We start from the raw sequence: 23,384 nt of genomic DNA, 5'->3' as shown, positions 1-23,384 counted from the left end.
CCCGGAGTCGTCCCTGATATCAGGCCGTCAGCAACGCCCCGTCCAGCTCGGCACGGATCCGGTCCACCACCTCGTCGACCGTGCCCCGCCCGGTGAAACCGGCGGCGAACCGGTGCCCGCCACCGCCCAGCGCCACCGCCACCCGGCTCACGTCCACCGCGCCCTTGCTGCGCAGCGAGACGGCCCACTCGGCGGCGGCCACCTGCTTGACCACGCAGCTCACGTCCGCCTCCGCGGTGCACCGGACCGAATCGATCAGCGCCTCCAGCACGTACGCCGGCTGGCCGTACCGGGCCAGGTCGTCCCGGGTGGCGTAGGTCCAGACCAGCCCGCGCCCGGCGGCGGCCGCCGGTTCCAGCCGGGCCCGGCCCAGCACCTCGCCGAAGAGCCGGACGGCGCCGAACGGGCGGGTGTCGAAGATCCGCCGGGAGATGTCCCCGGGACGGATGCCGGTGGTCAGCAGCCGGGCCGCCATCCGGTGCACGTCCGGCGTGGTGGCCTCGAAGCGGAACGAGCCGGTGTCCGTGCTCAGCGCCACGTAGAGGCAGGTGGCGATCTCGGCGTCCAGCGGCACCCCGAGCCGGTCGAGCAGCCCCTCGGCGACCACCGAGGTGGCCGCCGCGTGCGGGTCCACCAGGTGGATGCGGCCGAACCTCGTGTTCGACGCGTGGTGGTCCAGCACCAGCGCCGTCCCCGCCTTGTCCAGCCGGTCGACCAGGTCACCCAGCCGGGACTCGCTCGCCACGTCGAAGCAGATCACGAGGTCCGGGTCCAGGTACGCGTCGTCCTGCGGCACCAGCAGATCGAGCCCCGGCAGCCAGCGGAACGGCTCCGGCACCTCCGGCGGACCGGGAAAGGTCGCCTGGAGGTGCCGTACGCCCCACCGGCGCAGGCCCAGCCCGAAGCCGAGCATGCTGCCCAGCGCGTCGCCGTCGGGGTTGACGTGACAGATCAGCAGCACCCGCGCGTCGGCGGGAAGCCCGCGTACCGCCGCGAGGGCGGCCGCCCAGTCGGTGTCGGTCGGGCCGGCACCGGCCGGCGTACCGCCCTCGGCGGGAGAGGTCACGGGCGGTCGCCGCCGCGCGGCTCGTCGTTCTCGGTCTCCTCGTCCTCGACGTCCGAGTCCTCCTCCAGCCGGTACGGCTGCGCCTCGCCCGCGTACCGGGCGCCGGCCGCCAGCCGCTGCACCTCGGCGTCGGCGGTGCGGGCCGCCGCGAGCAGGTCGTCGATGTGCTTGACCTGGTCCTGCACGTCGTCGAGGACGAAGGTCAGGGTCGGCGAGTGGCGCAGCCCGAGGGCCTTGCCGACCGTGCTGCGCAGCATGCCCTTGGCGCTCTCCAGCGCGGCGGCGGTGCTGGCCTGCGCCGCCGCGTCGCCGAGCACCGTGTAGAAGACGGTGGCGTCGCGCAGGTCGGCGGTGATCCGGGCGTCGGTGATGGTGATCATCCCGAGCCGGGGGTCCTTGATCTGGCTCCGCACCACCGACGCGACCAGTTCACGGATGCGCTCCGCGTGCCGGCGAACCTTGGCCGGATCCGTCATGTCCCCCACCTCCAGGGCTTCCCGCTCCCGGCCGGAGACGACGGCGCGGGCGCCGCCGGGACCGACCGCCCAACAACTCGAACACTACCCGCGCGATCGCGGCCCTCGCGCGGGGCCGCCGGTGCAAGGAAGGGCCCCGGGCAACGCCTGCGCAGGGCACTGACCCGGGTGGCCGCCCGCCGTCCGTGGCGGTCAGTCCTCCGCCCCGTAGAGGCGCCGGCGGACCGACAGCAGCTCGGCCTCCGGACGGGCCGCCACCAGGCGCTCGCACGATTCGAGCACCTCGCGGACGTGCGACGCCTCGGCGGCCACCACGGCCACCCCGATCTCGGCGCGGCCGTGCAGGTCGAGCGACCCGACCTCGGCGGCCGAGACCTCGAACCGGCGTAGCGCGGCGACGATCGGCCGGACGTACGACCGCTTGGTCTTCAGGGACCGGGAGTCCCCCGGCAGCAACAGGTCGAAATGCGCGGTTCCCGTATACACGGCGAGCAACGGTACGGCAGCGCCGGCGGCCCGGTCACCCGTTTTCCGCCGACGCGACCGCCACCAGCACGTCCCGGTCGATCGCCTGGTCGACCCGGTGCGCCAGGTCCCCCCAGCCGGGCCCGTCGACCACCCGCAGGCCGGCCCTGGCCAGCACCGCCTCGGCCGCCGCCCGCGGTGCCACCTGGGTGTTCCAGGACAGCCCGAGCGCCCCACCGGGACGCAGCAGCTCCCGCCAGACCGGTACGGCGGCGGTCAGCAGGTCCAGCGGGCTGCGGGACAGGCCCTGCTCGGTCCGGCTGCCGTGGGCCACCCCGTACGGCGCGTCGGTCACGATCACGTCGGCGCAGCGCGGGCGCAACACCTCCCGGGCGCGGGTGGTGTCGGTGTGCAGCACGGTGACCCGCTGGGTCGCCCCGGCCCGGTGGTCGTCGCGGGACGGGGCGAGCACCGCCTCGAAGCGCCGGGCGATCAGCTTGCGGTCCCGGCGTACGGGCACCGTCTCGGCGGTGTGCTTGAGCCGCTTGCGGCGCAGCCAGGTACGCAGGAACGCCCCGTACGCGTCCACGTCCTTGCCGTCGTGCTCGACGCCGATCCCGTCGTAGCCGTACATCAGCGCCTGGTTGAGGGTGGTGCCCCGGCCGCACAGCGGGTCGAGCACCACCAGCTGCCGGTCCAGCATGCCGCCGGCCGAGGCGGAGGCGAGCAGGGTGACGTTGAGCAGCAGCCGGGTGAACTGCTCGTTGGTCTTGCCGGCGTACTTGGGGATGGTGATGAGGTCCGAGTCGTACCGGGCCAGCGGGTGCAACGGCACCGGGCGGAGCAGGTCGTCACCCACCCGCTCGAACAGCGCGTACGCCGCCGACAGGTTGGCCAGGTACGCCAGGTCCCGCCCGCCCAGCCCCGGCGCGGCGAAGGTCAGGTACTCCACCCCGCCGATCCGCTCCACCGCGGCGTCGACCGGCGCCGCGTCGAGCACCCCCGAGCCGGCGAAGACCTCCAGTTCGGCGCGGGCCAGCCGGCCGGCCGCGTCGGCGTAGACGCGGTTGGCGGAGGGGGCGAGGAGCAGCGCGTACCTGAACACGCCGGAGATTGTCGCAGCCGGCGCAGACGGCGATGGCCGGGGCCCACCGGGCCCCGGCCATCGGTCGTTCACGCCGCTCAGGCGCGCGGCTTCTCCCGCATCTCGAAGGTCTCGATGATGTCGCCGACCTGGACGTTGTTGAAACCGCCCAGCGTCAGACCACACTCGAAGCCCTCGCGGACCTCCGTCGCGTCGTCCTTGAACCGCTTGAGGGAACTGATCGTGAGGTTGTCCGCCACGACCGCCCCGTCCCGCAGCAGCCGCGCCTTGGCGTTGCGGCGGATGAGGCCGGACCGGACGATGCAACCGGAGATGTTGCCGATCTTGGACGAGCGGAAGACGTCGCGGATCTCCGCGGTGCCCAGCTCGACCTCCTCGTACTCCGGCTTGAGCAGCCCCTTGAGCGCGGCGTCGATCTCCTCGATGGCCTGGTAGATGACCGTGTAGTACCGGATCTCCACGCCCTCGCGGTCGGCGATCTCGCGGACCTTGTTGGCGGCCCGCACGTTGAAGCCGATGATCGTGACCGCCTCGGACGAGGCGCTCGCGAGCATGACGTCGCTCTCGGTGATCGCACCCACGCCCCGGTGGATGATCCGCAGCTGGACCTCCTCGGGGATGTCGAGGTTGAACAGCGCGTCCTCGAGGGCCTCCACGGAACCGGAGCCGTCGCCCTTGAGCACCAGGTTGAGCGAGGTCTTCTCGCCCTCCTTGAGCTGCTCCATGAGCGTCTCGAGAGTGGCCCGGCCACGGGAGTTGGCGAATGCCGCCGCCCGCCGTCGCGCCTGCCGCTGCTCGGCGATCTGCCGCACGGTCCGGTCGTCCTCGGCGGCCAGGAAGGTGTCACCCGCACCTGGCACCGTGGTCAGACCCAGCACCATGACCGGACGCGCCGGACCGGCCTCGTCGACCGGCTTGCCGTTCTCGTCCAGCATGGCCCGGACCCGGCCGTGCGCCCCACCGGCGACGATCGAGTCGCCGGCCCGGAGGGTGCCCTTCTGCACCAGCACGGTCGCCACCGCACCACGGCCCTTGTCCAGGTGCGCCTCGATGGCGACACCCTGCGCCGGCCCGTCGATCGGAGCGGTCAGCTCCAGCGACGCGTCGGCGGTCAGCAGCACGGCCTCGAGGAGCTCCTCGATGCCGATACCGGGCTTGGCCGCCACGTTGACGAACATCGTGTCGCCGCCGTACTCCTCGGCGACCAGGCCGTACTCGGTCAGCTGCTGGCGGACCTTGTCAGGGTTCGCCTCCGGCTTGTCGACCTTGTTGACCGCGACCACGATCGGCACGTCCGCCGCCTTGGCGTGGTTGAGCGCCTCGATGGTCTGCGGCATCACGCCGTCGTCGGCCGCGACCACCAGGATCACGATGTCCGTCACCTGGGCACCACGGGCACGCATGGCGGTGAACGCCTCGTGACCCGGGGTGTCGATGAAGGTCACCGCGCGTTCCTCGCCCTCGTGCGGGACGTGGACCTGGTACGCGCCGATGTGCTGGGTGATGCCACCCGCCTCGCCGGCCACCACGTTCGCCTTGCGGATCGCGTCGAGCAGCTTGGTCTTACCGTGGTCGACGTGACCCATGACGGTCACCACCGGCGCACGGCTGACCAGGCGGTCCTCCGACACCACCGCGTCGAGGTCGATGTTGAACTGCGCGAGCAGCTCGCGGTCCTCGTCCTCCGGGCTGACGATCTGCACGTCGAAGCCGAGGTGCTCACCCAGCAGCAGCAGGGTGTCGTCGGAGCACGACTGGGTCGCGGTCACCATCTCGCCCAGGTTGAACATCTCCTGGACCAGCGAACCCGGGTTGGCGTTGATCTTGTCGGCGAAGTCCGACAGCGAGGCGCCACGGGACAACCGGACGACCTGACCCTGACCCCGGGGAGCACCCGAGGACATGGTCGGGGCCGACAGGTTGTCGAACTCCTGTCTGCGCTGCTTCTTCGACTTGCGGCCACGGGTCGGCCGGCCACCCGGACGCCCGAAGGCACCCGCGGCGCCGCCGCCACGGCCACGACCGCCACCACCCGGACGACCGGCGCCACCGGCCGGGGCACCCGGACGGAAGCCGCCACCGGCACCGCCACCGCCGCCACCACCGGGACCGCCGCGGTAGCCACCGCCACCGCCGCCACCACCGGGACCGCCGCGGTAGCCACCGCCACCGCCGCCACCACCACCGGGACCGCCGCGGAAGCCACCGCCACCACCGGGACGACCGGCACCGCCACCACCGGGACGACCCGCGCCGGGGCCGCCGGGGCGACCCGGGCGCTGGCTCGGCATGGAGGCCGGGCTGGGCCGCGGGGGCATCGAGGCCGGGCTGGGCCGCGGCGGCATCGAGGCCGGGCTGGGCCGGGGACCGCCCGCACCGGCGGCCGGGGGCCGCTGCTGCTGACCGCCCTGGATGCCGAACGGGTTGTTGCCGGCACCGCGCGCCGGCGGACGACCGCCGGGCCGCGCGCCCGGACCCGGGGTCGGCGCACCGGGACGACCGGCGGCCGGGGAACCCGGACGGGGCGGCACGGCGCCCGGACCCGGACGCGGGCCGGGACGGGGGCCACCCTCGGTCGGGGGCTCCCGGCGAACGTTCTCACGCTGCTGCTGGCGGGCGGCCTGGGCGGCCTTGACCGCGGCCTCCTGCTCAGCCTTCAGCGCGGCGGCGCGCGCCTCGGCGGCGGCCACCTCGATGTCGTGTGCGCTCGCCGGCTTGGCCACCGGCTGCGGCGGACCCGGAAGCGGACCCTTGGGCTTCGGCCCAGGGGTCGGGGTCGGCCGCCGCGGCGGCATGGGCTTGGCCGACACCCGGGGAGCACCCGGGGTCGGGGACGGGGTCGGGGTGGGCGCCGGGGTGGGCGCGGCCGCCGGGGCGGCCGGCGCCGGCGAACCGGCGGACGCCACGAACGCGCTACGCAGCCGTCGGGCGACGGGCGCCTCGACGGTGCTGGACGCGGACTTCACGAACTCGCCCATCTCCTTGAGCTTGGCGAGAACGGTCTTGCTTTCGACCCCGAGCTCCTTGGCGAGCTCGTGTACGCGGGCCTTTCCTGCCACTGCACTCCTCACTCCGAGGTCGTGCGGGCAGCACCCGCAGCGACCTCACTCGTGCACTTGAAGCCTGGTCATTTCTGCGACTTCATCGTGTGCTCATGTCGGTCGTCCTACCTTGCTAGCGACCCGCGACCGGTCGGGTTGACCGGTCGTCGGGGATGGCGCGTCAACGTGCTCCGCCAGCGCACCGTGATCGAGGACCCCGGTGATGCGCAGTGCCCGCCCGAAGGCGCGGCGCCGCACCGCTTGCGCGAAGCAGGCCGGATCCGGGTGCATGTTTGCTCCCCGACCCGGCAGTCTGCGGGCCGGATCGGGCCGGAGGCTGCAATGACCAGCCTCGTCACCGACCGCGACGATCCGCAGCAACTCGCTGGCCGGCGCTCGCTTCCGGCAGCCCACACAGGTGCGCTCCGGCAGCGCGCGTCGTGCCACTGGAGGAAGTCTACCCCTAGCTGCTCGAGATCGCTCCGCCCGGCTCGGGTACGTGATCAGCTCCGCTCCGGCCGGGGGCGGCGGTCTGCTCCGCGTCGGAACGGATGTCGATCCGCCAACCGGTCAACCGGGCCGCAAGCCGGGCATTCTGCCCTTCCCGGCCGATCGCCAGGGAGAGCTGGAAGTCCGGCACGGTGACCCGCGCGGTCCGGGTGAGCGGGTCGACAACCTCCACCCGCAGCGCCTTGGCCGGGGAGAGCGCGTTCCCAACGAAGGTGGCCGGGTCCTCCGACCAGTCGATGATGTCGATCTTCTCACCGTGCAGCTCGCTCATCACCGCGCGGACCCGCTGACCCATCGGGCCGATGCAGGCACCCTTGGCGTTGACGCCGGGCGCGGTCGAGCGCACCGCGATCTTCGTACGGTGACCTGCCTCACGGGCGATCGCGCTGATCTCCACGGTCCCGTCGGCGATCTCCGGCACCTCCAGGGCGAAGAGCTTCTTCACCAGCGCGGGGTGCGAACGGGACAACGTGATCTGCGGGCCACGCATTCCCTTGGCCACGTGCACCACGACGCAGCGGATCCGCTCGCCGTGCGCGTACCGCTCGCCGGGGACCTGCTCGGACTGCGGCAGGACGCCCTCCAGCTTGCCCAGGTCGACGGTGACGATGCCCTTCTCGGCCCGCGCCTCGTGCGCCTGCACCACGCCGGTGACCAGGTCACCCTCGCGGCCGACGTACTCGCCGAGGTGCACCTCGTCGGTGGCCTCCCGCAGCCGCTGGAGGATCACCTGCTTCGCCGTCATGGCCGCGATCCGACCGAAGTCGTGCGGGGTGTCGTCCCACTCCCGTACCACGCTGCCGTCGGCGTCCACCTCCTGGGCGTACACCGAGGCGGCCCCGGTCTTGCGGTCGATCTCCACCCGGGCGTGCGGCTCGGCGCCGTCGGTGTGCCGGTAGGCGGTCAGCAACGCGGTCTCGATCGCCGCAAGGATCGTGTCGAACGGGATCTCCCGCTCGCGCTCCAGTGCGCGCAGCGCCGCGAGGTCGATGTTCACCTCTCCTCGTCCTCCACATCATCTTCGTCGTCGATGTCGGTTTCATCGTCTTCGTCAGCCTCGCCGGCCGCGTCGAGCTCGTCCGCCTCGTCGATCTCGTCGAGGCGGCTGAACTCCACCTGGACCCGGCCGGGCCCGAGCTCGGCGTAGCGGTGCGCCACCCGCCCGGCGTCGGTCTCCAGCACCACGCGCTCGTCGTCGGCCTCGACCACCCGGCCGGTGACCTGCCGGTCCCCGGCGGTCCGCTGCTCGGGCACCCCCGCCGCGCCGCGCACGGTCACCTTGACCAGCCGGCCGACGTTGCGCCGCCAGTGCCGGGGCAGGGTCAGCGGCCGGTCCACCCCGGGCGAGCTGACCTCGAGCTGGTACTCGCCGGCCACGATGTCGCCGCCGGCCTCCTCCGCGGCGTCCAGCGCGGCGGAGACCGCCCGGGAGACGTCCGCGACGGCGTCCAGGTTGATCCCGCCGTCGGCGTCCACGATCACGCGGACGACGTGCCGCCGGCCGGCGCGGGAGACGGAGAGGTCCTCCAGGTCGTACCCGGCGGCGGTGACCACCGGCTCGATCACCTCGCGGAGCCGGTCCCGGCGGGCGCTCAGATCGCCGCGGGGCGCGCCGCCCCGACCCCCGGCACGGGGGCCGTCGGCCCGGCGGGGTCGCCCGGCGGGCCCCGTCGGCCTGGTGGCACGGCCACGCTGCGTCATCTGGCGCACCTCTCTGCTGGTCCAACGGGCCGCCCGGCCCGTCATTTCTGCTGTCCGGCGGGGCATTCGTCCCGCCATGCCGGCACGCCACCGGGGCATTCGCGTCCGGTGGCTGCGCAGAGCGTAACGCGCGGGCGGCGCACCGGACCGGGCGGCGCACCGACGGTCGTGGCCCACGACACCGCCGAGATGGTGTTGACTTGTCCGGTGGCGACGGGCAGAACAACACAGCGCGACGGAGCACCGGGACATTCCCGGCGCACCCTGCTGCGCGCCGGGGCGCTGGTGGCGCTCGGCGGCGCCGCCGTACCGCTGACCGGTTGTGATCTTTTCGACCGCGGCGACGACAAGCCGCCGCCCCCGGACTCCCTGGAGCCCCTCGCGGCGGAGTCGGCCGCCCTGGAGGGCCGGTACCGGGCCGCCATCGCCGCCGCCCCGGCGCTGGCCGACCGGCTCGGCGCGATCGCGGACACCCACCGGGCGCACGCCGAGGAGCTGCGCAAGGTGATCGGCCGCCCGGCCCCGAGCGGCTCGCCCGCCGCCACCCCGACCGCGGCGGCCGGCGACGACGACGGGCTGCTGGCCGAGCTGCGCGAGGCGGAGCAGCAGGGGCGGGAGAACGCGGCGAAGGCGTGCGCCGCCGCGCCCGCCGAGCGGGCCGCGCTGCTCGGCTCGATCGCCGCCGCCCGCGCGACCCACCTGGAGGCGCTGAAGTGATCCCACGGACCGCACCGGCCGGCCCGGCCCAGGCCCTCGCCGACGCGCTCGCCGCCGAGTACGCGGCCATCTGGGCGTACGGGGTGATCGGCGTGCACCTCGCCGACGCCGCCCGGAGCGCGGCCCGGGCCGCCGAGGCGGCCCACCGGAGCCGCCGGGACGCCCTCATCCTGCAGTTGAGCGAGAGCGGCGGCCAGGTCCCCGCCGACCGGGCCGGGTACGCCCTGCCGTACCCGGTGACCGACAGGGCGAGCGCGCTCAAGCTGGCGGTGGAGATCGAGGAGCGGACGGCCGGCCACTGGCGCGCGACCCTGCCGCACACCACCGGGACCGACCGCAACCGAGCCCTGGCGGCGCTGACCGACTGCGCGGTACGCGCCACCCGCTGGCGGCGCACCGCCGGCGTGACCCCGATCACGGTTCCGTTCCCCGGCCGCCCGGCCTGAGCGGGACGACGGTCACGCCCCGGATCGCTCCGGTTGCGGGTCGCATACCAGGTATGCATACTCCTCGCCATGTCCATCCGTCACGGCCTGCTCGCGCTGCTGGAGCGCGGCGAGATGTACGGCTACCAACTGCGGGCCGCGTTCGAGGAGTCGACCGGGTCGACCTGGCCGCTGAACATCGGGCAGGTCTACACCACGCTGGCCCGGCTGGAACGCGACGGCCTGGTCCGCTCGCTGCCGGAGAGCGAGAGCGGGCAGCGGCCGTACGAGATCACCGACGCCGGACGGGCGGACCTGGCGCTCTGGTTCGCCACCCCGATCAGCCCCGCCGACCGGCCCCGGGACGAGCTGTCGATCAAGCTGGCCCTGGCCCTCACCACCCCCGGCGTGGACGTCCGCGCGGTGGTGCAGACCCAGCGCAGCGCCACCATGCGGGCGTTGCAGGAGTTGACCCGGTTGAAGTACGCCAGCGACAAACCGGAGGACCTGGCCTGGCGGCTGGTGCTGGACGCAATGATCTTCCAGGCCGAGGCGGAGATCCGCTGGCTCGACCACTGCGAGACCAGCCTGGTCCGCCATCGCCCCGCCCCGAGCCGGCCGACCGGCCGACCCGAGGCGGTGGACCGGACCGGCGAGGAGGCCCGCCGGTGAGCCGCGGGCCGGCCCGGCCCGGCGGGTCGGCGGTGAGCGCGAGGACGCGCATTCCGGGGCGGCTCGCGTGGGACGCGGCCGAGCCGGAATGCGCGCATGAGCTGGTTTTGCGAGCGCCGCAGTCGCGAACGGAGGTGGCACCGTGAGCGAGGTGCTGGAGCTGCGGGACGTGCACCGGACCCACGGCGCCGGTCCGGCCGCCGTGCACGCGCTGCGCGGGGTCAGCCTGACCGTCGGGGCCGGCGAACTGGTGGCGGTGATGGGCCCCTCGGGCTCCGGCAAGTCGACCCTGCTGGCGCTGGCCGGTGGGCTGGACCGGCCGACCGGCGGCGAGGTGCTGGTCGAGGGGGAACCGCTCGGCGGGCTGGCCGCCCGCGAGCTGGCCCGGCTGCGCCGCCGCCGGATCGGGTACGTCTTCCAGGACCTGAACCTGCTCGGCAGCCTCACCGCGGTGGAGAACGTGGCGCTCCCCCTGGAACTCGACGGCGCCGGCGTCCGGCGGGCCCGCCGGCTCGCCCTGGCCGCGCTGGCCGAGGTGGAGGTGGCGGGGCTGGCCGACCGGTTCCCGGACCAGATGTCCGGCGGCCAGCAGCAGCGGGTGGCGATCGCCCGGGCGCTGGTCGGCGAGCGCCGGCTGGTCCTCGCCGACGAGCCCACCGGGGCGCTCGACTCGCAGGCCGGGGAGGCCGTGCTGCACCTGCTGCGTCGCCGGGTGGATGCCGGCGCGGCCGGGGTGCTGGTCACCCACGAGGCGCGGCACGCCGGCTGGGCCGACCGGGTGGTGTTCCTCCGGGACGGGGTGCTGGTCGACTCGACGGCCCCGCTGGCCGGTGTCGAGCAGCTGCTCACCGGCAGCGGACGGTGAACCGGGACCGGACCGCCGCCACGCTCGGGTCGTGGCGGACCGCGCTGCGCATCGCCCGGCGCGAGGCCCGCCGGACCCGCGGTCGTACGGCGCTGGTGCTCGCCATGATCGCGCTGCCCGTGCTGGCGCTGAGCTTCGCCGCCGCCAGCTACGACATGGGGGAGCTGAGCCGCGCCGAGGAGCTGGACCGCCAGCTCGGCGCGGCCGACGTCGAGCTGCGCTGGACGGCGGTGAACCCGCTGAAACAGGACGCCTGGGGCCAGAACTCCTGGCCGGTCGAGGGTGACCTGGCGCCGCGCACCCGCCCGGTGACGGCCGAGGAGATCCACGCCCTGCTGCCCGCCGGCAGCCGGGTCACCCGGCTGCGCCGCTGGGTCCCCTTCGAGGTACGCGTCGACGGCCGCCCCAAGGCGTTCGACGCCCGGGCCGTCGACCTCACCGACCCGCTAACCCGCCCGCTGGCCACGCTGCGCGCCGGCCGGCCACCGGCCACCCCGGACGAGCTCGCGGTCAGCCCGGCAGCGCTGCGCGCGCTGGACGTACGGCTCGGCGATCCGGTGCGCACCGCCGACGGAACGACGTACACCGTGGTCGGGGTGGTGGAGTTCCCGGACAACCTGCGGGAGGTGGTCGCGCTACGGCCGGAGACGCCACCCGGACCGGTCAGCCCGCCGGACGAGAGCTGGCTGGTGGACCTGCCCGGGCCGGTGGACCGGACATTGGTCGACCGGCTCAACGAGCGCGGGATCCAGGTGACCGCCCGGACCCCGCTGCCCGGCCGGGAGGAGGCGTTCACCGGCCCGGGGCTGCCCGACCCGGAGCAGGCGGGAAACGCGGTACTGGTCAGCGGACTCGGCCTGCTGGAGGTGGTGCTGCTGGTCGGCCCGGCCTTCGCGGTCGGCGTACGCCGGCGACGCCGGGACCTCGCCCTGGTGGCGGTGGCCGGCGGGGACGCCGCGCACCTACGCCGGATCGTGCTGGCCGACGGGGTGGTGCTCGGCGCCGGCGGGGCGGCGCTGGGGCTGCTGCTCGGCGTGGGCGCCGCGCTCGCCGGCCGGCCGCTGGTCGAGCAGTACGTCGTGGGCGCCCGCTTCGGCGGGTACCGGGTCTTCCCGGCGGCCCTGGCCGCGATCGCCACGGTGGCGGTGCTCGCCGGGCTGCTGGCCGCGCTGGCCCCGGCGTGGACCGCGGCCCGGCAGGACGTGGTGGCCGGCCTCAACGGGCGGCGCAACCCGCCCCGGCACCGGCGCCGCTGGCTGGTGCTCGGGCTGCTGCTCACCGTGGCCGGCGCCGCCCTCGCCGCGTTGGGCGCCAACCGGAGCAGCCCGTCCGTGGTGCTGACCGGGCTGATCCTCGGCGAGCTGGGGCTGGTCTTCGGCACCCCGACACTGATCGGGCTGCTCGCCCGGGCGGGACGGTTGCTGCCGCTGGTGCCCCGGCTCGCGCTGCGCGACGCCAGCCGCAACCGGTCCTCAGCCGCGCCGGCCATCTCCGCGGTGATGGCGGCGGTCGCCGGCAGCGTCGCCCTCGGCGCCTACCTGGCCAGCGACGAGGCCCGCAGCCGGGCGGAGTGGCAGCCCGGCATCCCGCCGGGTCAGGTGCTGCTGCTGCGCTCAGGCGGGGCGACAGCAGCCACCCTGCCGCCGGTCGCGGAGGTCGCCGAGCCGGTCCGGGCCGCGCTGCCGGCCGCCACGGTCGTCCCGATCGCCACCCCGGCCTGCGCGAGACCCGCCAGCGCCGAGGACTACTGCGTCGCGACGGCGGTGCTGCCCCCCGAGCGGCGCTGCCCCTACGAACTGGGGAACGCCATCGTCACCGCCGACCGCGCCCTGGCCGACCCGCGCTGCGTCCGGACGGTCCGCGAGTCGACCGGCATCTACCTCCCCGTCCTCATCGACGACGGCCGCGCACTGCCCGCCCTCACCGGTGCCCCGGCGGAGGAGGTCGCCGCCGCCACCCGGACGCTCGCCGCCGGCGGCGTGGTGGTCACCGACCCCGCGCAGGTGGTGGACGGCCGGGTGACGGTCGCCGTCACCCACGGCGCCGGCGACGTCACGGCGACGGCCAGCACAACCCTGCCCGGCCATCTGCTGCGCGGCGGCCTGCCGGTGGACCGGCTCGTCCTCTCCCCGTCGGCGGCCGCCGCGGTCGGCCTGGTGGCGGAGCCGTTCGGCTACGCGATCGACACGGCCGAACCACCCACCGCCGGGCAGCGGGAGCGGCTCTCCGCCGAACTGTCCCGGCTCACCGCGCTGTCGGTGCTGACGGATGATCAGCCCGGGTCGGACCAGCGGTCCCTGCTGCTCCTGCTGGCGATCGGCTCCGGCGTGATCACCCTGGGCGCGGCCGGGGTGGCCACCGGCCTCGCCGCCGCCGAGGCCCGCCGGGACCTGTCCACCCTCGCCGCGGTCGGGGCCGACCCCCGGGTACGCCGGGTGCTGTCGCTCTGCCAGGCCGGGGTGATCGCGGTCCTCGGCTCGGCGCTCGGCATCCTCGCCGGCCTCGGCTCGGCGGCCATCATCCTGCTCTCCCTTAACCAGCGGTACGCGCAGGCCTGGCCGGCACCGCCGCCGTACCCGCTGGTGGTGCCCGGGCTGACCCTCGGCGTGCTGGTGGTGGTGCCGCTGGTGGCCATGCTGGGGGCGGCCCTGTTCACCCGGTCCCGGCTGCCCGTGGAGCGCCGGCTGGACTGAACCGGGTCCGGCGTGGACAGCCCCAGGCGTGGCTCCCGGGTGGTTCCGGCTCGCCTGGCTAGGGTGGTGGACGGTCGACGTGTGCGGGACCGCCGACGGGCAGCCCGCCCGCGGAACGGAGGTGGCCGTGGACGCCAGCGGGGGCGAGCTGGAGACCGACCGATACCTGGACGATCCCCGGTGGCGGGTCGCCGAGCGGGTGAGCGACGCGGCGCTGCGACGGTTCGCGGCCGACATCCTCGCCGTCGCGGTGCACGGCCCCCTCGCGCATGGCGACGAGGACGGCGGCGGGGACGGCGAGGTGGGGCTGCTGCTGGCCACGTACCGGCCGGGCAGCGGGCCGTCGCCGGCCACCCGGCGGGTGGACGGGGTGCTGGTCGACCTCACCGTCGCCGGGGCGGACGACTACCTGGGACAGGCCCGGACGATCGGTCCGCTCTGGCCGCTCACCGCCGACCGCTACGTCACCACCCGCGCACTGCACGATCCGACCGGCTGGCTGCGTACGCTGCGCGACGAGCACCTGGCCCGGCTGGCCCGGGCCCGCCCGGCCGAGTTCAGCGCCGCCGCCCGCCGCGCCTGGTACCGGGGCAGCGCGGCGCACGCCCGGGCGCTCCGGCTCGCCGAGTGGTACGAGACCGACCAGGCGTTGCTCATGCTCGGCGAGGCGCGGCTGGCCGCGGCCACGGTGCACGGGCTGCTCAGCCGCACCTACTTCCGGGACCCGGGCGACGCGGTACGGCGTACCGGCCTGGCCGGCGCGGACATGACCGAGGTCGGCGCGGTGCTGGGCCGCCAGGCCGAGGAACTGGCCGCCCGGGGCCGCCCGGTCGACGGCACCGTCGACGACCTCCTCACCGGCTGACCCGCCCGGGTCAGCCGAGGCCGCCCTGGACGCCGATCAGGGCACCGACCAGATAGGTGGCGCCGGCCGCCAGCGCGCCCAGCAGCAGCTGCCGCAGGCCACTGGACCACCAGGGACGGTGGGTGAACCGGGCGACGATCGCGCCGGCCACGAAGAGCCCCACCCCGCCGACGCCGAGCGCCAGCCACAGGCTGGTGAAGCCGAGCAGGTAGGTCAGCAGCGGCACCAGCGCGCCGACCGAGAAGCAGAGGAACGACGAGATCGCCGCCGCCCAGGGGCTCGGCTGCTCGTCGGGGTCGACGCCCAGCTCCTCCCGGACGTGCATCCGCAGCGCCTCCTCCGGGTTGCGCCCGACCGCGTCGGCGACCTGCATGGCCAGATCCCGGGGCAGTCCCCGGGCGACCCACGCGTCGGCCAGCTCGCGGGCCTCCGCCTCCGGGTGCCGTTCCAGCTCGCGCCGTTCCTTGGCCACCTCGGCGGCCACCTGCTCGTTGGCCGACCGGACGCTGGTGTACTCCCCCAGCCCCATCGAGATGGCGCCGGCGACCAGGCCGGCGGCGCCGGTGAGGACGATGCTGCGCGGGGAGACCCCGCCCCCGCCGACACCGGCGATCAGGGCGATGTTGGTGACCAGTCCGTCCATCGCGCCGAACACGGCCGGGCGCAGCCAGCCGCCGGACACGTCCGCGTGGTGCGCCTCGCGCAGCGCCGCCGGGGTGTCGGTCACGGCAGGGTGAGGATCTCGTAGCCGTCGTCGGTCACGACGATGGTGTGCTCGAACTGAGCCGTCCACTTGCGGTCCTTGGTGACCACCGTCCAGCCGTCGTCCCACATGTCGTACTGGTAGGTGCCGAGGGTGATCATCGGCTCGATGGTGAACGTCATGCCGGGCTCCATCACGTCGGTGGGCCGCGGGCTGTCGTAGTGCGGCACGTAGAGGCCGCTGTGGAAGGATTCGCCGATGCCGTGGCCGGTGAAGTCGCGGACCACGCCGTAGCCGAACCGCTTGGCGTACGACTCGATGACCCGGCCGATCACGTTGATCTGGCGGCCCGGGGCGACCGCCTTGATGCCGCGCATCATCGCCGCGTGGGTCCGCTCGACCAGCAGGCGGGCTTCCTCGCTCACCTCGCCCACGCAGAACGTCGCGTCGGTGTCGCCGTGCACGCCGCCGATGAACGCGGTGACGTCGACGTTGATGATGTCGCCGTCCTGCAGCACCGTCGAGTCCGGGATGCCGTGGCAGATAACCTCGTTGAGGCTGGTGCAGCAGGACTTCGGGAAGCCCTTGTAGCCCAGCGTCGACGGGTAGGCGCCGTGGTCGCAGAGGAACTCGTGGACCACCTTGTCGATCTCGTCGGTGGTCACCCCCGGCTTGCAGTGCTCGCCGGCGAGCTGGGTCGCCTGGGCGGCGAGCCGGCCGGCGATCCGCATCTTCTCGATGGTCTCCGGCGTCTGCACGTGCGAACCGCGCCACTCCTGGGGACGCTTCTTACCCACGTACTCGGGGCGCGGGATGTGGGCGGGCACCGCTCGCCACGGGGAGAGCGTGCCTGGGGTCAGCGGCGCACGGACGGTCATGACCACACCCTATCGCCGGCACCGCGGTGAGCCCCGCCACAGGCGGCCGGCCCGGGGTTGTTGCCGGGCCCGGCCCGCTGTGCCATTGTGGCTGCGTGGATCAAGGGAGCGCACCTCCCGTCTTCTCCGCGACCGCGGAGGCCGACGGTGACCGCCTCCGGGTCGTGGTGACCGGCGAGGTCGACATGGCGACCGCCGACACCATGTACCAGACCGCCCTGCGGGCGCCCGCCGCCCACCTCACGCTCGACCTGCGCGGCGTCACCTTCTTCGACTCGGCCGCGATCCAGGCGCTGGTCCGGCTGGCCCAGCGGTTCGCCGGCACGCTGACCGTGTTGCCGTCCCGCCAGGTACGCCGGGTGCTGGAGATCTCCGGCCTCGGCGACCAGGGCTGGCTGGCGCCCGCCTAGCCACGCCCGGCCCACCTCGGACTGCCGTCAGTCCGCCAACCGGCGGCGCAGCGTCACCTCGGTGCCCGCCGCGGACCGGGTCACGGTCAGCTCACCGAGCGCCTGGATCAGCGCCAGCCCCCGGCCGCGGAAACTCGACCCGGTGGACTCCCGCCACCGCCCGCTGTCCCGGACGGTGGCCGTCACCGTACGGTCCTCGATCGTCACCTCGACGCCGATCACCGGCTCGGTCGGCGACACCGGGTGCTCGATGGCGTTCGCGGCGGCCTCGGAGATCGCCACGGTGAGGTCGAACAGGTCGGTCTCGCCGACGTGGTGGGCGACCAGGAAGTCCTCCAGCCGCTTGCGCAGCACGCTGAGCCGGGTCGGTTCGGCGGGCAGCCGCAGCACGAACCGGTTCAGCTCGGTCGCCTCCAACGCGAGCACGGCCACGTCGTCGTGCCGGGTACGCTCGGCGACCCGCTGGACCACCGCGTCGACCAGATCGGCCACGTGCTCGCCCCGGGTGGTGGCGTCCAGCCGGAGCCGCCCGAGCCCGGCGTCGATGCCGAGCTTCCGGTCCTCGATCAGCCCGTCGGTGTAGAGCAGCAGCCGGCCGCCGGGGGCCAACTCGCCCTCGACGGTCCGGTACTCGGCCTGCGGGATCGCCCCGACCGGCGGCCCGAGGGCCCGGTCGTGCAGGTACGACACGTCGTCCCCGCGGATCACCAGGGGTGCCGGATGACCCGCGCTGGCGTACCGCAGCCGGCCGGTGCGCGGGGAGAACCAGAGGCAGACCACGGTGGCGAAGGAGCCGCCCTCGGTGGAACCGACCAGGCGGTTCAGCTGGGTCAGCGCCTGCCCCGGGTCGTAGCCCTCCAGCACGTACGCCCGCAGCGCGTTGCGGAGCTGGCCCATCGCGGCGGCGGCCCGGACGCCCTTGCCCATCACGTCGCCGATCACCAGCACCAGCTCGTCGTCGGGCGTGCCGATCACGTCGTACCAGTCGCCGCCGACCTCGACCTCGGCGCTGCCGGGCAGGTAGCGGCTGGCCACCACCGCGCCCGGCAACTGCGGCAGGGTACGCGGCAGCAGGCTGTGCTGGAGGGTGGTGGCGATCCGGTGCTCGGCCTCGTAGAGCTGGGCGTTCTCCAGCCGTACGCCGATCAGCCGAGCCAGCTCGGTGAGCGCGGCCTGTTCGGTGCCGCCGCCCTCCCGGCGCCACACCCGCAGCTCGCCGAGCTGCACACCGCTGGTGCCGGTCAGCGGCAGGACGGCTGAGGGTTCGGCACTCGTCTCGCCACCGCCGTCGGCCTCGTACCGGGCGCCGGTGGCGGTGACCGCCGCCCGGGCGGCCTCGGCGAGGCTGAGCGCGTGCCGGGCGGCGACCTGCACCACCTCGGCGGTGGAGCGGGCGGTGTTGACCGCCACGGCCGCGTCGGCGAGGGCCCGCAGCCGGCGGATGATCTGCCCGCGCAGCTGGCCGAGCTCGACGTTGGCCCGGACCCGGGCGATCAGCTCCTGGCTGGAGAAGGGCTTGGTCAGGTAGTCGTCGGCACCGACCGAGAGCCCGGCGACCTCCTCGGCCGAGCCGGCCCGGGCGGAGAGCAGCACGATCGGCACGTGCCGGGTGACCGGGTTGGCCCGCAACGCGCTGACCAGCCCGTAACCGTCCAGCCGGGGCATCATCACGTCGGCCAGCACCAGGTCGAACGGGGACTCGACGGCCAGTCGCAGCGCCGCCGCGCCGTCCGGGACGGCGACCACCTCGTACGAGGCGGAGAGCAGCCGGCTGACGTGCTCACGCAGGTCGGCGTTGTCGTCGGCGAGCAGGATCCGGCCCGCCCCGGCGGGCACCTCGGCCGGCTCCGGCGGGCCGGCGGGCACGGTCATCTCGTCGGTCCAGAGTGCGGTCTCGGCGACATGCAGCCGGGCCTGTTCGGGCTCGCCCAGCGGTGCGGCGGCGCGGGCGGCCACCCGGTCGGCGGGCAGGTGGGCGTACCCGAACGGGACGGTCACGGTGAACGTGGTGCCCTGGTCCACGACGCTGTGCGCCTGCACCGTCCCGCCGTGCATCTCCACCAGCTCGCGGACCAGGGCGAGGCCGATACCGGTGCCCTCGTGGGTGCGGGTGCGCACGCCGGGCACCCGGTGGAACCGCTCGAAGACCTGCGGCAGCTCCTCCGGCGCGATGCCGACGCCGGTGTCGGCCACGGTCAGCACGGCGACGCCGTCGCCGGGGCGGACCCGGACCCGGATCTCACCCTCGAAGGTGAACTTGACCGCGTTGGAGACCAGGTTGAGGACGATCTTCTCCCACATGTCCCGGTCGAGGTGGACCGGCGCGGGCAGCGGCGGGCAGTCCACCACCAGCCGCAGTCCGGCCCGTTCGGTGGCCGAGCGGAAGGTGCTGGCCAGCCGGGAGGTGTAGTCGGCCAGGTCGGTGGGCTGGTAGTGGGCGGTCAGCCGGCCGGACTCCAGCCGCGAGAAGTCGAGCACGGTGTTGACCAGTTTGAGCAGCCGCAGCGCGTTGCGGTGCGTCATGCTCAGCCGCTCGGCGTAGGCCGCGGGCAGCTCCGGGTCGGCGAGCAGGTCCTCCAGCGGGCCGAGGACCAGGGTGAGCGGGGTGCGGAACTCGTGACTGACGTTGGCGAAGAAGCTGGTCTTGGCGCGGTCCAGCGCGGCCAGCTCGGCGCCTCGGGCCCGCTCCTGCTCGTACGCCCGCTGGTTGCCGAGCGCGCGGGAGATCTGAGCGGCGACCAGGTCGACGAAGTCGCGGTAGTCGTCGCTGAACGGCAGCCGGCGGGCCAGCCCGAGCAGCAGCACGCCGGCCGGCTCGTTGGCGGCGGTGAGCGGCAGCACCAGGGCGTGGTCGGCGGCGTCGGGCGGCACCTCGCCGAGCAGGTCCGCGACGGACACCGCGCGGGCGGCGCCGTCGGCGGCGGGCTCCGGCGGCCCGCCGGCGAGGCGGCCCGGGTCGACTCCGGTGTAGCCGGCCAGCGCCGGCGTGCCGTCCCCGTCGGTCAGCCAGATCGCGCCGAACGGCACGTCCGGCCGGTACGCGCCGAGCACCCGGGCGGCGGACCGGCCCAGTTCCGCCGTGCTCTGCACGTCGGCGAGCCGGCTGCCCAGCTCGGCCAGGGCACGCAGCCGGCGCTCGCCGAGCACCCGGCCGGTGGTCTCGTTGACGAAGCAGAAAACGCCGCTGACGGTGCCGTCGGCGTCCCGGATCGGATCGTACGAGACGTCGAAGTAGACGTCCTCCAGGAAGCCGTGCCGGTCCAGCACGAAGGGATGGTTCTCACCGCGGTACGGCTCGCCGGTGCGGCGTACCCCCTCCAGCAGCGGTCCGAGGACGTCCCAGGTCTCCACCCAGTGCTCGCGGGCGGGCTGCCCGATCGCCGCCGGATGCTTGTCGCCGATGGTCGGCCGGTAGGCGTCGTTGTAGAAGGCGCGGTGGTCCTCGCCCCAGAACATCGCGATCTGGGCCCGGGACGAGAGCATCATGCTGACGGCGTGCCGGAGCGCCGGAGGCCAGTTGTCCGGGGTGCCGAGCGGGCTGCCGGACCACTGGAAGGCACCCAGCCGCGCGCCCATCTCACCGCCCGCGGCGAACGCCGCGGCCAGCAGCGGTGGGAACTGCGCCGCGACTGTCCCCGAGGACGCGTGATCCCGGTCCTCGCCCCCCTGGGCCGAGCCCATGCAGCCTCCCGCTCCGGCCATGTCCACGACGGCCGGCGCAAACTCCGCCGGCCGTCCCCGCCTCCTACCCAGGCGGAGGAGCACGGTAAACGCAGGCCCGACCCGGACGCTGGTTACCTACGCCTCATCCTGGCGTAACCCGCGGCCGGCGGCGAGTCGGGCCGAACACGGATCGCCGAGGGACGGCCGGCGGGATCGGTGATCTGGGTCACGTGGACACCGGTTCGCCGGTGGCGGCGCGGACCAGGGCGGCCACCGGCCGGGGATCCGGGTCGTTCTCCGGATGCCACTGCACCCCGAGCAGGAAGCGCCGCCCCGGGTCCTCGACGGCCTCCACGACCCCGTCGTCGGCCCAGCCGGTGGCGGTCAGGCTGCCCGGGTCGGCCACCCCCTGGTGGTGGTACGAGTTGACCCGGTCCACCCCGTCCATCACCGCCGCGGCCAGGCTGCCCGGGGCGAACCGGACCGGATGGACGCCGTACACCCCGGGCGCCGGCCGGTGCCCGTCGTGGCCGACCACGTCCGGCAGGTGCTGGTGCAAGGCGCCGCCGTGGGCGATCGCGAGCAGCTGCATGCCCCGGCACACGCCGAGCACCGGCAGGTCGGCGGCGAGCGCGGCGGTCAGCAGGGCCAGCTCGCCGGCGTCCCGGTCCGGCCGGCTCTCGGTGCGCGGGTCGGGCGGCTGGCCGTACCGCTCCGGGCCGACGTCGGCGCCGCCGGCCAGCAGCAGCCCGTCGAGGACCCGCAGCACGTCCGCGTCCGCGTCGTCCGGGGGCAGCACCACGGCGCGGCCGCCGCCGGCGGTCACCGCCCGGACGTACGCCTGCGGCACCAGCGCCGCCGGGACGTCCCGCCACACCGCCCAGCCGGTCGGCTCGACGTACGCGGTGATCCCGATGATCGGCCGGCTCACCGGGCCGCCTTTCGTTCGCGACTGCGGGGCTCGCAAACCCGGCTCACTCCTCGCGCTCACACTGGTGTCACGTAGGCGCCGGTGATCCCGCCGTCCACCACGAACTGCGCGGCGGTCATGAACGAGGCGTCGTCGCTGGCCAGGAAGGCCACCGCGGCGGCGATCTCCGTCGGGTCGCCGAACCGGCCCATCGGCACGTGCACCAGCCGGCGGGCCGCCCGCTCCGGATCCTTGGCGAACAGCTCCAGCAGCAGCGGCGTGGCGATCGGGCCGGGGCAGAGCGCGTTGACCCGGATCCCCTCCCGGGCGAACTGCACGCCCAGCTCCCGGGTCATCGCGAGCACCCCGCCCTTGCTCGCGGTGTACGCGATCTGCGAGGTCGCCGCGCCCATCAGCGCCACGAACGAGGCGGTGTTGATGATCGAGCCCTTGCCCTGGCGGCGCATGTGCGGGATGACGTACTTGCAGCACAGGTAGACGCTCGTGGTGTTGACCCGCAGCACCCGCTCCCAGGCGTCCAGCCCGGTGTCCAGGATGGAGTCGTCGTCCGGCGGGGAGATGCCGGCGTTGTTGAACGCGATGTCGACCCGGCCGTGCCGCTCGGCCACCCCGTCGAAGAGGTCCCGGACCGACGCCTCGTCGGCCACGTCGCAGGCGACGAACTCGCCGCCCACCTCGTCGGCGGCCCGCTTGCCCGCCTCGGGGTCGATGTCGACGCAGACCACCCGCGCCCCCTCGGCGGCGAACCGCCGCGCGGTGGCCAACCCGATCCCGCTGCCTGCCCCGGTCACCACCGCGACCCGGTCCTGAAGCCGTCCCTGCACTGCGGTCACTCCTCTGTCGAGATGAACACGTTCTTGACGTCGGTGAAGGCGTGCAGCGCGTCCGGGCCCAGTTCCCGGCCGAGTCCGGAGCGCTTCATGCCGCCGAACGGGGTCCAGTAGCGGACCGAGGAGTGCGAGTTCACGCTGAGGTTGCCGGACTCCACCGCCCGGGCCACCCGGACCGCCCGGCCCACGTCCCGGGTCCAGATCGACCCGGACAGGCCGTACTCGGTGTCGTTGGCGAGCCGGATCGCGTCCGCCTCGTCGTCGAAGGGAAGCACCGAGACCACCGGGCCGAACACCTCCTCGCGCCAGTGCCGGTCGGCGGGGGAGTCGGCGAGCAGCACAGTCGGGGCGTACCACCAGCCGGGGCCGGCGGGGCGGGAGCCGGTGAAGGCCACCTTCGCCCCGTCGACGTAGCCGGCGACCCGGTCCCGGTGCCCGGCGGAGATCAGCGGCCCCATCTCGGCGGTCTCGGCGGCCGGATCCTCGACCCGGAACCCGCGCACGGCCGGTTCGAGCAGCTCCAGGAAGCGGTCGTACACCGGGCGCTGGACCAGGATCCGCGAGCGGGCGCAGCAGTCCTGGCCGGCGTTGTCGAAGACCGCGTACGGCGCGGTGGCCGCCGCCTTCTCGATGTCGGCGTCGGCGAAGACCAGGTTGGCGGACTTCCCGCCCAGCTCCAGCGTCACCCGCTTCACCTGGGCAGCACAGCCGGCCATGATCCGGGTACCGACCTCGGTGGAGCCGGTGAAGCAGACCTTGCGCACCGCCGGGTGGGTGACGAACCGCTCCCCCACCACACTCCCCTGCCCGGGCAGGACGGTGAACACCCCCTCCGGGAGCCCGGCCTCCAGCGCGAGGTCGGCCAGGCGCAACGCGGTGAGCGGGGTCAGCTCGGCCGGCTTGAGCACGACCGTGTTGCCGGCGGCGAGAGCCGGCGCGAAGCCCCAGCCGGCGATCGGCATCGGGAAGTTCCACGGCACGATCACGCCGACCACGCCGAGCGGCTCGTGGAAGGTGACGTCCAGCCCGCCGGGCACCGGGATCTGCCGGCCGGTGAGCCGCTCCGGGGCGCCGGCGTAGTAGTCGAGGACGTCCCGGACGTTACCCGCCTCCCAGCGGGCGTTGCCGATGGTGTGGCCCGCGTTGCGGACCTCCAGCAGGGCCAGCTCCTCAAGGTGCGTGTCCACCACCGCGGCGAACCGCCGCAGCAGCCGCGCCCGGTCGCCGGGCGCCACCGCCCGCCACGACTCGTACGCCCGGGCCGCCCGGGCGATCGCCGCGTCGGTCTCGGCCGGCGAGGTGGCCGCCACCTCGCGCAGCACCGCCCCGGTCGCCGGGTTCCGTACCTCGGTCACGTGCCCTCCTCCT

The 23,384-nt window shown here is 74.6% G+C and carries 21 protein-coding genes; 7 read left to right on the top strand and 14 right to left on the bottom strand.

From position 1 onward, the window contains the following. Positions 1–19 precede the first annotated feature (19 nt). The 8 genes from ACFYML_RS27725 to rimP form a co-directional block, all read right to left on the bottom strand. Entirely contained in the window at positions 20–1,066 is a 1,047-nt protein-coding gene (locus ACFYML_RS27725) for a bifunctional oligoribonuclease/PAP phosphatase NrnA (protein WP_387423419.1), read from the bottom strand. After that, on the bottom strand, positions 1,063–1,542 hold the full coding sequence (gene rbfA, locus ACFYML_RS27720; RefSeq protein ID WP_387423418.1) for a 30S ribosome-binding factor RbfA: 480 nt from the start codon (positions 1,540–1,542) through the stop codon (positions 1,063–1,065). The genes ACFYML_RS27725 and rbfA overlap by 4 nt, the downstream gene beginning before the upstream one ends. Before the next feature lie 192 nt (positions 1,543–1,734). After that, entirely contained in the window at positions 1,735–2,028 is a 294-nt protein-coding gene (locus ACFYML_RS27715; RefSeq protein ID WP_387423417.1) for a DUF503 domain-containing protein, read from the bottom strand. A 34-nt stretch (positions 2,029–2,062) separates the two neighbouring features. Next, positions 2,063–3,112, bottom strand: coding sequence for a TRM11 family SAM-dependent methyltransferase (locus tag ACFYML_RS27710; protein WP_387423416.1), 1,050 nt, complete (start codon positions 3,110–3,112; stop codon positions 2,063–2,065). 77 nt (positions 3,113–3,189) lie between these two features. Beyond that, on the bottom strand, positions 3,190–6,171 hold the full coding sequence (infB, locus tag ACFYML_RS27705; RefSeq protein ID WP_387423415.1) for a translation initiation factor IF-2: 2,982 nt from the start codon (positions 6,169–6,171) through the stop codon (positions 3,190–3,192). A 93-nt stretch (positions 6,172–6,264) separates the two neighbouring features. Next, positions 6,265–6,600: a YlxR family protein gene (locus tag ACFYML_RS27700; RefSeq protein WP_387423414.1), complete on the bottom strand. Its 336-nt coding sequence runs from the start codon at positions 6,598–6,600 to the stop codon at positions 6,265–6,267. A gap of 16 nt (positions 6,601–6,616) precedes the next feature. Then, a complete protein-coding gene (gene nusA, locus ACFYML_RS27695) occupies positions 6,617–7,660 on the bottom strand; it encodes a transcription termination factor NusA (RefSeq protein ID WP_073832581.1) in 1,044 nt (347 codons plus the stop codon). Further along, positions 7,657–8,364 carry a ribosome maturation factor RimP gene (rimP, locus tag ACFYML_RS27690; RefSeq protein ID WP_387423413.1) on the bottom strand — a complete coding sequence of 236 codons (708 nt, stop codon included), beginning with the start codon at positions 8,362–8,364 and terminating at the stop codon, positions 7,657–7,659. Before rimP ends, nusA begins: the two co-directional genes overlap by 4 nt. A 264-nt stretch (positions 8,365–8,628) precedes the next feature. Between rimP and ACFYML_RS27685 the strand changes: the two genes are divergently transcribed. From ACFYML_RS27685 to ACFYML_RS27660, 6 genes are all read left to right on the top strand, one after another. Further along, positions 8,629–9,081, top strand: coding sequence for a hypothetical protein (locus tag ACFYML_RS27685; protein WP_387423437.1), 453 nt, complete (start codon positions 8,629–8,631; stop codon positions 9,079–9,081). Next, complete coding sequence (locus ACFYML_RS27680) at positions 9,078–9,527, top strand: ferritin-like domain-containing protein (protein WP_387423412.1); 450 nt, start codon at positions 9,078–9,080, stop codon at positions 9,525–9,527. The genes ACFYML_RS27685 and ACFYML_RS27680 overlap by 4 nt, the downstream gene beginning before the upstream one ends. A 69-nt stretch (positions 9,528–9,596) precedes the next feature. Beyond that, positions 9,597–10,178: a PadR family transcriptional regulator gene (locus tag ACFYML_RS27675; protein ID WP_387423410.1), complete on the top strand. Its 582-nt coding sequence runs from the start codon at positions 9,597–9,599 to the stop codon at positions 10,176–10,178. 142 nt (positions 10,179–10,320) lie between these two features. After that, complete coding sequence (locus ACFYML_RS27670; protein ID WP_387423408.1) at positions 10,321–11,043, top strand: ABC transporter ATP-binding protein; 723 nt, start codon at positions 10,321–10,323, stop codon at positions 11,041–11,043. Further along, positions 11,040–13,736: an FtsX-like permease family protein gene (locus tag ACFYML_RS27665; RefSeq protein ID WP_387423407.1), complete on the top strand. Its 2,697-nt coding sequence runs from the start codon at positions 11,040–11,042 to the stop codon at positions 13,734–13,736. The genes ACFYML_RS27670 and ACFYML_RS27665 overlap by 4 nt, the downstream gene beginning before the upstream one ends. A gap of 148 nt (positions 13,737–13,884) precedes the next feature. After that, positions 13,885–14,601: a nucleotidyltransferase domain-containing protein gene (locus ACFYML_RS27660; protein WP_387423436.1), complete on the top strand. Its 717-nt coding sequence runs from the start codon at positions 13,885–13,887 to the stop codon at positions 14,599–14,601. 10 nt (positions 14,602–14,611) lie between these two features. On the opposite strand, the gene ACFYML_RS27655 is transcribed toward ACFYML_RS27660, so the two are convergent. Together ACFYML_RS27655 and map are read right to left on the bottom strand one after the other, a co-directional pair. Next, positions 14,612–15,328 (bottom strand): VIT1/CCC1 transporter family protein, encoded by a 717-nt coding sequence (locus ACFYML_RS27655; RefSeq protein ID WP_387423406.1) that lies wholly within the window; start codon positions 15,326–15,328, stop codon positions 14,612–14,614. Next, complete coding sequence (gene map / locus ACFYML_RS27650; RefSeq protein WP_357433587.1) at positions 15,325–16,182, bottom strand: type I methionyl aminopeptidase; 858 nt, start codon at positions 16,180–16,182, stop codon at positions 15,325–15,327. The genes ACFYML_RS27655 and map overlap by 4 nt, the downstream gene beginning before the upstream one ends. 95 nt (positions 16,183–16,277) lie before the next feature. Here map and ACFYML_RS27645 point away from each other — a divergent pair, with 95 nt between their 5' ends. After that, positions 16,278–16,592 carry an STAS domain-containing protein gene (locus tag ACFYML_RS27645; RefSeq protein ID WP_198940148.1) on the top strand — a complete coding sequence of 105 codons (315 nt, stop codon included), beginning with the start codon at positions 16,278–16,280 and terminating at the stop codon, positions 16,590–16,592. Positions 16,593–16,619: 27 nt separating this feature from the next. On the opposite strand, the gene ACFYML_RS27640 is transcribed toward ACFYML_RS27645, so the two are convergent. The 4 genes from ACFYML_RS27640 to ACFYML_RS27625 form a co-directional block, all read right to left on the bottom strand. Beyond that, complete coding sequence (locus ACFYML_RS27640) at positions 16,620–20,273, bottom strand: SpoIIE family protein phosphatase (RefSeq protein ID WP_387423405.1); 3,654 nt, start codon at positions 20,271–20,273, stop codon at positions 16,620–16,622. A 208-nt stretch (positions 20,274–20,481) separates the two neighbouring features. Continuing rightward, positions 20,482–21,186 carry a gamma-glutamyl-gamma-aminobutyrate hydrolase family protein gene (locus ACFYML_RS27635; protein ID WP_387423404.1) on the bottom strand — a complete coding sequence of 235 codons (705 nt, stop codon included), beginning with the start codon at positions 21,184–21,186 and terminating at the stop codon, positions 20,482–20,484. Between the two features lie 56 nt (positions 21,187–21,242). After that, positions 21,243–22,010 carry a 3-oxoacyl-ACP reductase gene (locus ACFYML_RS27630; RefSeq protein ID WP_387423403.1) on the bottom strand — a complete coding sequence of 256 codons (768 nt, stop codon included), beginning with the start codon at positions 22,008–22,010 and terminating at the stop codon, positions 21,243–21,245. A 5-nt stretch (positions 22,011–22,015) separates the two neighbouring features. After that, positions 22,016–23,371, bottom strand: coding sequence for an aldehyde dehydrogenase family protein (locus tag ACFYML_RS27625; protein ID WP_387423402.1), 1,356 nt, complete (start codon positions 23,369–23,371; stop codon positions 22,016–22,018). Between the last annotated feature and the right edge of the window lie 13 nt (positions 23,372–23,384).

Source organism: Micromonospora sp. NPDC007230, from assembly GCF_042869115.1.
Taxonomy (GTDB): Bacteria; Actinomycetota; Actinomycetes; order Mycobacteriales; family Micromonosporaceae; genus Micromonospora.
This window is presented reverse-complemented; position numbering and strand designations above follow the sequence as displayed.

Excerpts from the sequence above, each read along its gene's own strand:
- ACFYML_RS27675 (WP_387423410.1), top strand. The coding sequence starts at position 9,597 with ATGTCCATCCGTCACGGCCTGCTCGCGCTGCTGGAGCGCGGCGAGATG.
- rbfA (WP_387423418.1), bottom strand. The coding sequence starts at position 1,542 with ATGACGGATCCGGCCAAGGTTCGCCGGCACGCGGAGCGCATCCGTGAA.
- rimP (WP_387423413.1), bottom strand. The coding sequence starts at position 8,364 with ATGACGCAGCGTGGCCGTGCCACCAGGCCGACGGGGCCCGCCGGGCGA.
- ACFYML_RS27640 (WP_387423405.1), bottom strand. The coding sequence starts at position 20,273 with ATGGGCTCGGCCCAGGGGGGCGAGGACCGGGATCACGCGTCCTCGGGG.
- map (WP_357433587.1), bottom strand. The coding sequence starts at position 16,182 with ATGACCGTCCGTGCGCCGCTGACCCCAGGCACGCTCTCCCCGTGGCGA.